The sequence below is a fragment of the Lentzea sp. CC55 genome (genome assembly GCF_021056325.1).
In the GTDB taxonomy this organism is placed as follows: Bacteria; Actinomycetota; Actinomycetes; order Mycobacteriales; family Pseudonocardiaceae; genus Lentzea; species Lentzea jiangxiensis.
Genome location: NZ_JAJCXE010000039.1, coordinates 1 through 13198, shown reverse-complemented (window position 1 = coordinate 13198; position 13198 = coordinate 1). Strand labels below are relative to the sequence as shown.

Below are 13198 nucleotides of genomic sequence, written 5' to 3'. Positions count from 1 at the left end.
ACCTCACCTCCGGCGGACGCCCACGAGGTCGGCCCGTCGCCGGGACCACCGATCGCGGCCGGCGTCCGCCGGGATCTCCGGTCCGGGCACGACGGACGAGGTCGGGTCGATGCGCTGCGACAGGACGTAGTCCTCGGCGGCCTCGGCCACCCGGCCGAGCTGGTCGAGCACGAAACCGCGCAGGTAGGCGGCCCGGGCGGCGCCCCAGCCGCCCAGCGCGACGCCCTTGCCGTAGGCCTCCAGGGCCGCCTCCAGCTGCCCGCACGCGGCGAAGGCGTCGCCCTGCAGCGCCCACGTCCGGTCGTCGCCGGGACTGAGTTCGGCGAGTTCGGCCGCGTAGCCGATCGCGCGCTGGCCGAGACCCACGGCGAGGTGGGTCCGCACGAGGAAGCAGTGCAGGGCGTAGGCCTCGTCGGCCCACGCCAGGCCGTCGACCTCGGCGGAACCCGGCGTGGTCGTGTGCAGCGACTCCAGGGCACGCCCGAGCAGCCGGTGCGTCTCGCTGATGTCGCGCCGCACGAACGGAACCGCGGCGATCGCCCGGTGCAGCCGGGCGCGCTGCAGGGCGGCCGCGAAGCCGTTCCGCGGCAGTTCGGCCGAGGCTTTCGTCGCCAGCGCGGCGGCGGCCCGCATCGAGGTGGAGTCGGCTCCGCGGGCGGCGGTGCGGAAGAGCACGAACAGGGCCAGGTCGCGGCGCGCCTCGGCGGGCAGGCCGGACCGCGCGCCGCGCAGGGCCATCGCCTCGACGGCGGAGGACGGCAGGTGGCAGCGCAGGACGGCGAGCTCCTCCACCGCGAGACCGGGCGAGAGCACGTGGCGGCGCGGGTCGATCACCGCCAGGCCGATCACGGACGCCGCCTGCTGCGGATAACCGAGGCGCAGCAGCAGGTCGCAGGCCAGGCGCCGTTCGGGGACGCGCAGCGGGCCGCGGGCGCGTTCGTGCACGCGCCACCACAGCTCGGAGGCGAGGTCCACCGGGAACGTCGTCATGTCGGGGCCGGCGCCGTCGAGCCGGCCCCAGCTCGCGACCGTCAGCAGGCGCTGCCGGGCGGACGGCGGCGGTTCGAAGCGCGGGACGGCCGCCGACTCCCCCGCGACGAACGCGCGGGCCTGGGCGTGGGTGATCCGGGCGTGCAGGGCCGAGGTCGCGACGGGAGCGGACAGGCCCCCGTAGACGCGGCAGGCCACGGGAACCCCGGCGGTGCGCAGGGCGCGCAGGCGGGTGGCCAGTGCGGGCGGGCTCGGGTCGGTGCGGTACCGCGGCATCGCGGTCATGCTGGCCTCCCTGGTCAGTTCAGCAGTTCCCAGCCGCGCCGGGTCAGGCGGTGGCGGACCGACCTGCCGTTGCGGTGGGTCGAGACGAAGCCGGCGGTGCGCAGGGCGGTGGCGTGTTGCGACGCCGTGGGCAGGCTGATGCCCACGTGCCTCGCCAGCTCGGTGGTGGTGCGTTCGGACGTGAGCGCCCGCAGCACGAGGGTGCGGGTGCGGCCGAGGGCCGGTTCGAGGCTGGCGCCGCTCGGCTGCGGTGCGGTGACCGGGTAGAAGAGCAGCGGCTGGGGTTCGGTGAACATCGACACCGCCGGGCGGGTCAGCCCGTTCAGCACCGGAACGATCAGTATTCCGGTGCCGCGCAGGGAGATCTCGGTGTCCCAGCCGAGCTCGACGTGCAGGGCGGGTGAGGTCCACGAGATCGACGGGTGCAGGTGGCCGAGCAGGTCTCCGAGTCCGCGCGACACCGCCTGCGACGACCTCAGGCGCACCTCGGCGTCGAACGCCTGGCGCGTCTGCGACCAGTGCGGCCCGAGCAGGTCGTGGAAGCCGGTGGTCAGCGCCGAGCACAGGTCGCGGCGGGAGGTCTGCGTGCCGGACGCGAGCGATCTGAGCCACGGCGAGGTCGTGCCCACGCTCGCGACCTGGTCGCGGACCCTCGCGCAGGGCGCGCCGAGCACCTGCCGCACGGCCTCGTCGAAGTCGGGACGCGCGGAGCCCAGGAAGTCGGGGATGAACCGGCCGGGCCTGACCAGTTCGACGAGCGGGCGGATCCTCGGCAGCAGCAGGCGGTCCCAGTCACCGCCGTGGACCGTGAAGACGAGCTCGTACATCGGCAGCGGGGCCGGCGCGAACCTGGTGCGTGCCAGGTCTTCCAACTCGAACAGAATCGTCAGACCGCGGCCCTTCGCCGCGGTTTCGGACAGCATGATCGGCATTTGCTTCCCCCCGGAGTGCAACCACTTCCGACGGTACGCAGAAATCGTTGTCCGGTGTCGGGGTTTTCCGGGGTTGACAACGTTCAGCGGACAAACTCAGACGAGCGGTCCAGTCTGTTCCGTGAGCTTGAGCAGCAGGTCACGGGTGTGTTCGCGTTTTTCGCCCGTCTCCTGGCCACGCCACAGAAGATCAGCCAAAGTCACCCCGTCGAGTGCACGGGAAATGATGTCCGCGCGGTGCGGGTGCAGGCCGTCTGAATCGGTTTGCCGGCGCCAGCGGTCCGCCGCGACGTCGAGCCGCTGCTGCAGTTCCGGAACGCCCAGCAAGGCCGTCACGACGGACGGGTGCGACCAGAGGTCGTCGTGCGGCGCGAAGGTCGCCCTGATGTGCGCGCGGGTCCACCGGCCCGGCACGTCCTCCGGTTCGAGCAGGCTCTCCACCGTCGCGTCGTAGTGGTCGAACCACTCCTCGATCAGGCCGACGATCAACGCCTGCTTGGACCGGAAGTGGTGCAGCAGGCCGCCCTTGGAGACGCCCGCCTCCTTCGCCACGGCGTCAAGGCTGACGTTCGGGCCTTGCGCGATCAACGCGCGCGCGGCGGCCGCGAGCACCTCACGACGGGTGCGGGGTGCGTTGCGCTGCTCTCCGGGCATCCGATCAACCTAACGTTCGCCGAACCAACCGTCCAGACGGTACGTCGATTTGCAGACCGAGTGGTCGGCTAAAGGGGGCTGTCATGCGGAGGCGGGCCGCGCTGGGTGTGCTCGCACTCGCGTTGCTGTTGATCGCCGTGGACGGCACGGTGCCGGCTCCCGCACTGCCCGCTCTGCGCCAGGACCTGGCGCCGACGGACGCGCAGGCGCTGTGGATCGGCGACGTCCACTCGTTCGCGCTGGGCGACCTGCTCAACGCGATGGGCACGCTCGGCGACCGGATCGGCCGCAAGAAGCTGCTGCTCACGGGCGCGTTCGGCTTCGAGCTCACGTCGCTGCCGACGGCGTTCGCCCCGTCCGCGGAGTGGCTGGTCGTGGCCCGCGCCCTGCTCGGCGTCGCCGGCGCGACGATCATGCCGTCGACGCTGTCGATCATCCGCAACCTGTTCACCGACCCGCCGAGCGCGCGAAGGCGGTGGCGGTCCGGGCGGCGACCGCGACGGCCGGTGCCGCGCTCCGCCACTTGATCGGCAGGGCGCTGCTGGAGCACTTCCGGTGGGGCTCGGTGTTCATCCTCACCCTGCCGGTGATGGCGGCGCTGATCGTGTTCGGCGCGTGGTGGCTGCCCGAGTCGCGGGACCCCGGCCCCGGCCCCTTCGACCTCGTGTCCGCGACGCTGTCCGCGGTCGGCGTGGCGCCACTGGTGTACGCGGTGAAGGAGGTCGCGCCGGCCGGTCCCAGCCCGCGTTCAGCGGTGCCGTGGGCGCCGGCGTGATCGCGATCTTCGCGCTGACCGGGCTGGTGTTCTTCCTGTCGCAGCACTTCCAGAACGTGTTGGGCTACTCGCCGCTCGAGGCGGGGTTGCGGGAACTGCCGCCCGGTCTCGCCGGGGTGCTCGTCGTCGCGGCGATCGGGCCGGTGGTACGGCTGCTCGGACGTGGCCGGGCGATCGCCCTCGGTCTGCCGGTCGGCACGGGAGGGCTGACGATCGCCGGCTTCTGGTCGAGCTACGGCCCGATCGCGGTGGCGCTCGTGCTCCTCGGCACCGGCGTGGGGCTCACGCTCACCACCGACGCCGTGGTGTCCGCCCGTGCCCGCGGACAAGGCCGGCGCGGCGTCGGCGGTGTCGGAGACCACCTACGAATTCGGTGCGGCACTGGGCATCGCCGTGCTCGGGACCGTGCTGTCGGCGTGGGCGCGCGCCGGCACCCTCACCGAGGCGGTGCGGGGAACCTCACTGGTGGCGGCCGTGGCGTCCTTTGTGGCCCACCGGATCATTCCGGGCGGTTCGCCTCGGCCAGCCGTTGGTGCAGGCGCTCCCTGATCTGCTCCGGGGTGTAGGCGGCGCGGCGGCGCTGGTTGCGGGCCGCGACCACGCCGCTGGCCGCGACACCCGCGAACGCGGCCAGACCGATCACCTTCCACAGCTTCATGTGCCTAGGCTACTGGGCCATGGCGACAACACTGGACCAAGCCGTGGAGATGACCCGCACCGGGGACGTGTGGGTGTTCCGCGGGCGCAGTGCGGCTGACCGCGCGATCCAGGCGATGACGAACAGCCCGGTGAACCACGTCGGCATGGCGATCGTGCTGGACGACCTGCCGCCGTTGCTGTGGCACGCCGAGCTCGGCAAGTCGCTCGAGGACATGTGGAGCGGCACGCACCAGCGCGGGGCGCAGCTGCACGACCTGCGCGACGCCGTGGTGACGTGGCACGACAAGTACGGGCAGCGGGCATGGTTGCGGCAGCTCGACCACGAGGTGACGCGGGAGATGGAGGACGCGGCGCTGCGGACGGTCGCGCGCCTGGACGGCACGCCGTTCCCGTCGACCGCCAGGCTCGCGTCGCGCTGGCTGCGCGGGCGGGTTCCGTTGCGGCCCGGGAACGACGCGAGCATCGAGAGCGCGTTCTGCGCGGAGATCGTGGCCGTGACCTACGAGGAGATGGGGTTGCTGCCCCGGCGCAGGCCCAACTGGTACGACCCGGGCCGCTTCTGGAGCGGCGACGACCTCGACCTGCTCGACGGCGCGAAGCTCGGCAAGGAGATCGAGATCGTCGTGCTGTGAAAACCCTGTCCGCTCCAGGACTGATAATCATCAGCCCCTTGACCGGGAAAGTGGGACCGCCACACCATGGCAGCGGTCTCACCCTGGGAGCTGACAACGATGTCACGACTGCTCGTCCTCGTGCTCGCCCTGCTGTTGCCCGCCGTCCCCGCCCACGCCGCACCGACCTCCTGGACCGTCACCGGACCGGGCCAGGTCACCGCAGAAGTAGCCCTGAACAGTGGAAATCTGACACTCGCAGTGCGCAGGCAGGGCCGGACGGTGCTCCAGCCCGCCCGCGTGGGGCTCACGACGACGACAGCCGACCTCACCTCCGGGCTGACGTTCACCGGCCGCGCTGACCGCGTTGTCATCGAGCGCTACTCGATGCCGCACGGCAAGCGGGCGCAGCGCGCGACCAGGATGACCGAGACGCGCCTCGGCTTCCGCGCCGCCTCCGGCGGTTTCGACCTCGTCGTCCGCGCCGCACCGGACGGCGTCGCCTACCGGTACGTGCTGCCGGCCGCCGCGACCGTCACCGGGGAGGCGTCGAGCTTCTCGCCGCCGGCCGGGTCGAAGGCGTGGCTACTGCCCTACAACGCCTGGTACGAGGCCAACCGCGTGCGCACCACGGCGGGCGAGGCCACCGGCGACTTCGGCTACCCGTCGCTGTTCCAGAACGGCCAGGACTTCGCGCTGCTCACCGAGTCCGATGTGGACGGCAGGTACGCGGGCAGCAGGCTGCGCAAGCAGGGCGACGGCTTCCAGGTCGTGCTCGCCGACGACCGGGTCGACTCGACCGGCACGACGCCGTGGCGCACCGCGATCGTCGGCGACCTGAAGACCGTCAGCACCTCCACGCTCGTCGACGACCTCGCCACCCCGTCGAAGCTCGCCGACCAGACGTGGATCGAGCCGGGCAAGGTCGCGTGGTCGTGGCTGAGCGAGCACGCCAGCCCGAGCGACTTCGCGCGGCAGAAGCAGTACGTCGACTTCGCCGCCCGCAACGGCTGGGAGTACGCGCTGGTCGACGAGGGCTGGAGCTCCGAGTGGGTGCCGGAGCTGATCCGCCACGCCCGCGCCCGGGGCGTCGAGATCCTGCTGTGGCTGCGCTGGAGCGACCTCGACACGCCGCAGGAACGCGACACCGTGCTGCCCAGGATCAAGCAGTGGGGCGCCAAGGGCGTGAAGCTCGACTTCATGGAGTCCGACTCGCAGGACCGCTACCGCTGGTACGACGCGGTGCTGCAGAAGACGGCCGACCTGGAGCTGATGGTCAACTTCCACGGCTCCACCATCCCGCACGGCCTCGCCCGCACCTGGCCGCACGTGCTCACGATGGAGGCCGTGCGCGGCGCCGAGAACCACCCGCCCGCCGCCAACAACCCCGTGCAGTTCTTCACCCGCAACGTTGTCGGCTCCATGGACTACACGCCCGTGTCGCTGGAGGTCGGCACGAAGGAGGCGTCGATCGCGCACGAGGTCGCGCTGCCGGTCGTCTACGAGTCGGGCTGGACGCACTTCGCGGACAAGCCCGAGGCCTACGAACGGCACCCGCAGGCGTTGCGCTACCTCAACCAGGTCCCGACCACCTGGGACGAGACCCACCTGCTCGACGGCGACCCCGACACGCACGCCGTCGTCGCCCGCCGCCACGGCGACCGCTGGTTCGTCGGCGGCATCACCGCCGAGGACCGCACCCTCCAGGCACCGCTCGGCTTCCTCGGTGGCGGCCAGTGGCTCGTCGAGACCGTCCGCGACCCCGCCACCAGGGCCGACGTCGTCCGCGACACGCAGGTCCTGCGCGGCGGCGACACCCTGTCCGTCCCGGCGCGGCGCCACGGCGGCTTCGCGGCCGTCCTCTGCCGCTACCGGCCCGGCCTGCGGACGTGCGACCAGCCGATCCGCCAGGTCCCGAGGACCACGCTCACCGTCTCCCCCGCCGGCACCACCGACACCCCGCCCGGCTCGTCGATCGAGGTGTCGGGCACGTTCACCAACGGCGACCAGGAGATCCGCGACGTCCGGCTGGCCGCCACCGCGCCCGAGGGGTGGTCCGTCACCGGCCCGGTCGTGCGGCGCGCCCGGATGGCACCGGGTGAGTCGATCAGCGGCCGGTGGCAGCTGCGGGCCGGCACGCGGACCGGCGCGGTCGACCTGCCGGTCGTCGCGACGTTCGGGGAGGTCCACGTCGAGCAGGCTGTCAAGGCGTTCGTCCCGCCGCCGCCACCCCGCAACGGCGCGCAGGTCAGCGACCTGCCGTTCACGAGCGAGACCAACGGCTGGGGCCCGGTCGAACGCGACAGGTCCAACGGCGAGAACTCCGGCGGTGACGGCGGCCCGTTGTCCGTCGGCGGGGTCACCTACGCCAAGGGCATCGGGGTGCACGCGCCGTCCGAGGTCTCGGTCTACCTCGGCCGTGCCTGCGAGCGCTTCACCGCGAAGATCGGCCTCGACGACGAGACCACCGAACCGGGTTCGGTCGTCTTCCAGCTCACGGGCGACGACGGGAAGCCGCTGTACGACAGCGGGATCGTGCGCGGGAAGGGTGCCGCGCTGCCGGTCGACGTGGACGTCACCGGCGTGCGGATGCTCGGCCTGCGCGTCACCGACGGCGGCGACGGCCGCAACTTCGACCACGCCGACTGGGTGGAGGCCGCCCTGACATGCTGATCAACCGCAGAACGTTCCTGGCCGCCTCGGGACTGCTGACGCTCACACCGGGCATCGCGCTCGCTCGAGCCGCGCAGATCAAGGACACCTACCACGAGGTGCTGCTCCGGCACACGAGGTGGGCGGAGACCCAGTACGACAGCACGGCGAAGCGCTACCGGCGCACGGACTTCGGGTTCGCCGTCGTGCTGGGCAACGCCGTGCTGCTGACGCGGGGCGCCTACGACGCCGCGCTCGCGGGCATCGGGAAGGAAGTGCTGCGCGAGCACACCCTCGCCACGATCAAGCACTTCGCGGCGAGCAACGTGCTCGCCGGTGGCGCCGAGTGGGGCAAGACCCTGTTCTGGGACACCACCTTCCAGTCCTACTTCGTGCTCGCGGCCCGGCTGCTGTGGCCCGACCTCGACGCGGCGACCCGGGCGAACGTCGAGGCCATCGCACGCGGCCAGGCCGACTACACGACGTCGCTCGGCACGGCCGACGACCCGCGCTCGGGCAGCTGGACGCCCAACGGCCTCGTCGGCGGCCACCGCGGCGACACCAAGCTGGAGGAGATGGGCGTCTACGCCCAGGCCCTCGCGCCCGGACTGGCCTGGCACGGCGACGGCCCCGGCTGGCGGGAGGCGTTCGGCCGGTGGAGCCGCAACGAGGCGGGGCTGCCCGCCGCCGACCTCGCCAATCCTTCCACAGTGGACGGTGGGGCGATCTCGGCCAACACCGCCACGAACCTGCACGACACGTTCATCGTCGAGAACCACGGCTCGTTCGGCCCGCACTACCAGGAGGAGCTCTGGCGCACCTCCGGCCGCAACGCCGTGCACTTCCTGCTGGCGGGCAGGCCGCTGCCCGAGGTGCTGACGAAGCAGCCGAACGGGGAGCTGTTGTGGCGCACCATCCTCGCCACGATGAGCGACGCCGGCGAGCCGTTGATGCCGATGGTCAACGACCGGGAGCACCTCTACGGCCGTGACGTCATCCCGCTCGCCTTCCGCTCCACCGTGCTGGCCGACCCGATGGCCGCCCGCGCCGAGGCCGCGCTCGCGTCGCGGCTGCTCGCCTACCAGGCCCACCCGCCGGTCCACCGGCTCGCGAAGTTCTCCGGTGAGGCGAAGTACGAACCGGAGGCACGCGCCGAACTCGCCATCAGCTACCTGCTGCACGAACTGCGGCCGCCCGCGGAACCCGTGTCCGAGGAGGACTTCTTCGCCCGCGCGTCGATCACGATCGACCACGGCTCCGACCCCGGTCTGCTGACCCACCAGTCGGCGGCCGCGTGGGCGGGCACGGTGACGAAGCCCGGGTTCACGAAGCTCGCCTGGCAGCCCGCGCACGACGACTGGCTGTTCAAGATCAGCGGCTCCACCCCGATGCTGCTTCCCCGGGAGACCGTGACGGGACGCAACACCGTTGCCTACCAACGGGTGCGCGACGGTTTCGACGCCACGGCGAGCCTGCTGCGGTTCGCCGGCGGGTTCGCGGGCACCGCCACGCTCCCGACCGGCACGGTCGTGTGCGCGTTGCCCCGGCCCGGCCGCGTGGACGTGCACAACCTCGCCATGGCGGGGATGCCCGGACTCACCGGCTCGCGGACGTACACCGGGGCCGCCGGCCGCGTGACCGTGAAGGCGCGTGAAGGGTTCCGCGTCGACGAGCTGTCGTTCCCCGCGACGACGGCACGTCACGTCCGGATGCTCGGCGTGACGCCCCACGCCACCTACGGCTACTCCCTCTTCGAGTTCGAGGTGGACCAGGCCGGGGGCACGGCGACGGCGTCGTCCGCGGACCCCGGCTACGAGCCCTCCAAGGCGGTGGACGGCGATCCGGGCACGCGCTGGGCCGTCGCCCGTGCCGAACGCGGCCGCGCCGGCAGCTGGCTCTCCGTCGACCTCGGTACCGCCAGGACCGTGCAGCGGGTGCGCCTGCGGTGGGAGACGGCGGCCGCGGTCGCCTACCGCGTCCAGACGTCCCCGGACGGTGCCTCGTGGACGACGGTGGCCGAGTACCCGAGGCCGGACCTCAGCACCACCGGCTGGCTCGACGTGGACGGCAGGGCCGGGTTCGTGGCGCGCTCGGCCGACCCGTTCACGGTCCAGGGCGACTCGATCACCGTGCCGTCCGGGATCGTCGAGGGGTACGTGGAGGCCGACCTCCGCGCGATCGCGGCGGAACCCGCCCCGGTGTGCCCCGCGAACGTCCGGGCGAGCACCGCCGACGGGTTCCTCTGCCTGTTCAACCTCTCGGACGCGGACGTCACCGGATCCGTCCGCCTGCACGGCTCCCGGCTGTACCGGGGCACCCAGACCACGACGCGGACGGGCACGGACTACGCCCTCACCCTGCCCGCCGCCACGGCGAGGGTCGAGACCCCGTGGTTCACCGCGCAGGACATGCCGCCCGGCGTCAAGGCCGTCGTGCACGACGGCAGGCGCGTCACGTTCAGCGGTGGCCCGGCGAGGTTCACGCTGGTCCACCGGGACGGGTTCCGCCTGCCGGTCGTCCTCGGCCCCTCCGAACGCACGGTGACCGTCCCGCGGGCGAAGCCGTTCCCGTTCGACGACCTCGCGCTCGGGCGCGTCACGTTCCCCCACTCCGTGCTGCCGCCGGGGATGAGCGATCCGGCGAACGCGGTCGACGGTGAGCAGGACACGGCGTGGAACCCCGGCCGTGACGGCCGCATGGTCGTCGATCTCGGGTCCGTCCAGCCGATCGGCAGCGTGAGTCTGAAGTGGACGGACGGCACGCCGCCGCCGCACACCGTCACCTACAGCCTCGACGGCAGGTCCTACGGGACCGGCGGGACCGCCCGGTACGTGGCCGTCTCGACCGGGTGGCGGCCGGGGCACGCGTCGCTGAGGAGCGTCTCGGTGCGACGATGACGGCGTGCCGGAACTGCTGGGGACCGCGTCCTTCCCGTCGGGCGACCTGCTGCTGATCGACTTCGGGCTGCTCAGGACCTGGTCGGGTGACCGGCCGCCGCTGGTGGAGGAAGGCCACGCGCCGCGGCACGTCGTCGAGTGGGCGAACGCCGCCGCGGACTTCGAGGTCGTCGGTCCCCAGGCCGCCGAGGCCGCGCGGGCGGTGGACCTGGCGGCGGTCAAGGGCCGCTACGGCTTCGACCTTCCCGCCGACGGCGAGCTCCTGGCCTCGGCCGTGGCCCGCACCGGGTTCGACGCGTCGGTCCGCCGGGTCGGGCGCATGCCGCACCTGACCCGCGTGCGGGCCCTGCTCGACGACCAGCCCGGCGCCGAGGTGCCGTTCCACGGCGCGTGGGCGGTGGCGGTGCGCGGCGTGCCGGGAGGACCGCTGCGGGTGCTGGGCGAGCGGATGGATCCGGACGGCCCGGACCGGGGCAGGTGGCACTCGGTGTGGGTGGGGTGCGCGGACGGCGTCGTGGCCGAGTCGGTCGAGTGCGGCTACGTGCTGGTCGACGAGGCCCGCCTGCTCTTCGCCGACGCCGCGGCGTTGACGGCCTGGCGCACCGACGACCCCGCCGACGGGCTCTTCGACCTCGCGTTCTGGGGCCGTGACGCCGACGAGGTGGCGGCCCGCGTCCCGGTGCCACCGTCCACAGCGGACGACGAGCGCCACTGGACCGACCTCTCCTCCGAGGAGGTGCGGGCCCGCCACGAGGAGCTCGAGGCGCTCCGGGACGGCGGTCTGGAGTTCGCGCTCGACCTCCGGCCGCACGACGACCACTTCCCGGTGCTGCGCCGGATGCGGTCCAGCCCGGCCGGGTCGGGCACGGTCGAGGTGGGCGGCGCGCCGATGACCGGCTGGTTCACCACCTGGGGCGACGGGGCGTTCCCCGTGTACCGCGACCTCGCCGCGGACGGCACGCTGCTGCGGGTCAGGGTGGAGCTCGGCGCGCCGGAGATCGTCGTGCGGCAGCGCCGGTTCGAACGGCTCTGGTTCGGCGACCTCGCGAAGATGGCGATCGTCTCGGCGCGGGTGGCGCAGGACGGCGAACCGGTGCGGTGGCTGTACCGGGAGCACGCCGAGCGCGAGCAGGACAGCGGCTGGCGGGTGTTCGCGGGCGACGAGTCGCAGGAGTACGCGGACGACTCGCGCAACGCCGAGCTCATGCCGTTGCGCGAGCTGCTCCGGCTCGACGGCGAACTGGAGCCCTTGTTCGACGAACCGCACGGCGCCGCCTTCGAACGGGCGGAGACCGGTTTCGTCCCGGTGAGGCGTGTTTAGCCGCCGGCCGTCTGGCAAACCAGAGGCATGTTCGACGGATTGCGTTCCACTGCACGGGAAAGCGTCCTTCGTTCACTCTGGGACGTGCCGCGGCTGATGCGGCACCCCGTGTGGCGCGAGGCCGATCCCGACCAGGGTGGCGGCCTGGGCGTGGTGCTCGTCCCCGGCTTCGGGGCAGGCGCCACGAGCCTGCTGCCGGCCGCATCGTGGCTGCGCGCCCGCGGCTACACACCGACGAACGCGGGCGTGGGCCTCACCGTGGGCTGCACCGCCGACCTGCTGGCGAAACTCCTGCACAGCACCGAAGAGCACGCCGAGCGCACCGGTCGTCCGGTGGTGCTGCTCGGCCAGAGCCGCGGCGGCGGCATCGCGCGCCTGGCCGCCGCCCGGCGGCCAGACCTCGTCTGCGGACTGGTGATGATGGGCAGCCCGGTCCTGGACCCGATGGGCGCGCACCCGAGCGTCATGCGCGTCGCCCGGTTCCTGACCCGCCTGGCCTCGGCGGGCGTGCCCGGCCTGCTGGACGACGACTGCCTGAGCGGTCCCTGCTTCGACGAGCACATCAAGGACCTCACCGACCCCCTGCGGGTGCCCGCGATCTCGATCTTCTCGCGCAGGGACGGCGTGGTGCCGTGGCAGCTGTGCCAGGACCCGTGCGCGGACTGCGTCGAGGTGTACAGCACGCACACCGGTATGGGCTTCGACCCGGCCGTGTACGAGGTGCTGGGCCCGGTCCTCGCCTCCTGGGCTCAGGAGACGGGCACGATCCGCGCGTCGAGCACCACCCCGTCCTCGACGTCGAGCAGCCCGAGCGTGCCCTGCGGCTGACGGCGCTTGTCGGTCGGCGACCCGGGGTTGAACACCCGCACGCCGTCCTCCTCCTCGTCCCACGGGATGTGCGAGTGTCCGAACACGACCAGCCGCGCCCCGGGAAACCTGCGCCGCATCCGCGCCATCCGCCCGGCCTTCTGCCCGCTGTCGTGGACCATCGCGAACGGCAACCCCGCGATCTCACCCTCGACGGTCTCGGGCGCACCCCAGGCCACCACGTCGGGCCCGTCGTTGTTGCCGCACACGGCAACCACCGGCGCGTACTGCGCCAACTCCTCCAGCACCGGCGCAACGCAGACGTCCCCGGCGTGCAGGATCAGCTCAGCCGAGCGCAGGTGCCGCGCCACGGCAGGTGGGCACCGCTTCCAGAACCGGGGCGCGTGGGTGTCCGACAGCACAACGACTCTCACTCCGCGACCGTAACAACCAGGCTGCGCGCTCACCGGACAAGGCAGCATCCGCGCGTAGCGGTGAAGCGAGCCGAACTGTCCGAACTGTACGGCTCTGAGCAGCGGTGATGACGCAACCACGACGGCGATCGGGGCTTGACTTCGGGTGCGAGATGCTACCGTTGCCCGGATCGGCCGAGC

Annotated in this window: 12 protein-coding genes; 7 read left to right on the top strand and 5 right to left on the bottom strand. The window is 72.6% G+C overall.

Annotated features, from left to right (window positions below; all coding sequences use genetic code 11):
* Nucleotides 1-3: 3 nt before the first annotated feature.
* The 3 genes from L6E10_RS26765 to L6E10_RS26755 all read right to left on the bottom strand — a co-directional run bounded on the left by L6E10_RS26765 (nt 4) and on the right by L6E10_RS26755 (nt 2819).
* Nucleotides 4-1275, bottom strand: a complete 1272-nt coding sequence (locus tag L6E10_RS26765; RefSeq protein ID WP_236222562.1) for a tetratricopeptide repeat protein — start codon at nt 1273-1275, stop codon at nt 4-6.
* 14 nt (nt 1276-1289) lie between these two features.
* On the bottom strand, nt 1290-2207 hold the full coding sequence (locus L6E10_RS26760; RefSeq protein WP_236222561.1) for a helix-turn-helix transcriptional regulator: 918 nt from the start codon (nt 2205-2207) through the stop codon (nt 1290-1292).
* Between the two features lie 96 nt (nt 2208-2303).
* Entirely contained in the window at nt 2304-2819 is a 516-nt protein-coding gene (locus L6E10_RS26755; RefSeq protein WP_236222559.1) for a TetR/AcrR family transcriptional regulator, read from the bottom strand.
* A 125-nt stretch (nt 2820-2944) separates the two neighbouring features.
* Between L6E10_RS26755 and L6E10_RS26750 the strand changes: the two genes are divergently transcribed.
* Nucleotides 2945-3388: an MFS transporter gene (locus L6E10_RS26750; protein WP_236222557.1), complete on the top strand. Its 444-nt coding sequence runs from the start codon at nt 2945-2947 to the stop codon at nt 3386-3388.
* 28 nt (nt 3389-3416) lie between these two features.
* Entirely contained in the window at nt 3417-4202 is a 786-nt protein-coding gene (locus L6E10_RS41275; RefSeq protein WP_374237563.1) for an MFS transporter, read from the top strand.
* Here the strand turns inward: L6E10_RS41275 and L6E10_RS26740 are convergent.
* Nucleotides 4136-4294 (bottom strand): hypothetical protein, encoded by a 159-nt coding sequence (locus L6E10_RS26740; RefSeq protein WP_176959810.1) that lies wholly within the window; start codon nt 4292-4294, stop codon nt 4136-4138. The two genes, L6E10_RS41275 and L6E10_RS26740, sit on opposite strands and share 67 nt — an antisense overlap.
* A 19-nt stretch (nt 4295-4313) precedes the next feature.
* Between L6E10_RS26740 and L6E10_RS26735 the strand changes: the two genes are divergently transcribed.
* From L6E10_RS26735 to L6E10_RS26715, 5 genes are all read left to right on the top strand, one after another.
* Complete coding sequence (locus L6E10_RS26735; RefSeq protein ID WP_236222553.1) at nt 4314-4928, top strand: hypothetical protein; 615 nt, start codon at nt 4314-4316, stop codon at nt 4926-4928.
* Nucleotides 4929-5027: 99 nt separating this feature from the next.
* Nucleotides 5028-7580 (top strand): glycoside hydrolase family 97 catalytic domain-containing protein, encoded by a 2553-nt coding sequence (locus L6E10_RS26730; RefSeq protein WP_236222551.1) that lies wholly within the window; start codon nt 5028-5030, stop codon nt 7578-7580.
* Nucleotides 7574-10456: a discoidin domain-containing protein gene (locus tag L6E10_RS26725; protein WP_236222549.1), complete on the top strand. Its 2883-nt coding sequence runs from the start codon at nt 7574-7576 to the stop codon at nt 10454-10456. The genes L6E10_RS26730 and L6E10_RS26725 overlap by 7 nt, the downstream gene beginning before the upstream one ends.
* A gap of 4 nt (nt 10457-10460) precedes the next feature.
* Nucleotides 10461-11777, top strand: coding sequence for a DUF2185 domain-containing protein (locus L6E10_RS26720; RefSeq protein ID WP_236222547.1), 1317 nt, complete (start codon nt 10461-10463; stop codon nt 11775-11777).
* An 84-nt stretch (nt 11778-11861) separates the two neighbouring features.
* Nucleotides 11862-12605, top strand: a complete 744-nt coding sequence (locus L6E10_RS26715; protein WP_308102886.1) for an alpha/beta fold hydrolase — start codon at nt 11862-11864, stop codon at nt 12603-12605.
* Here the strand turns inward: L6E10_RS26715 and L6E10_RS26710 are convergent.
* On the bottom strand, nt 12527-13018 hold the full coding sequence (locus tag L6E10_RS26710; RefSeq protein WP_236222543.1) for a metallophosphoesterase family protein: 492 nt from the start codon (nt 13016-13018) through the stop codon (nt 12527-12529). The genes L6E10_RS26715 and L6E10_RS26710 overlap by 79 nt on opposite strands.
* Nucleotides 13019-13198 lie beyond the last annotated feature (180 nt).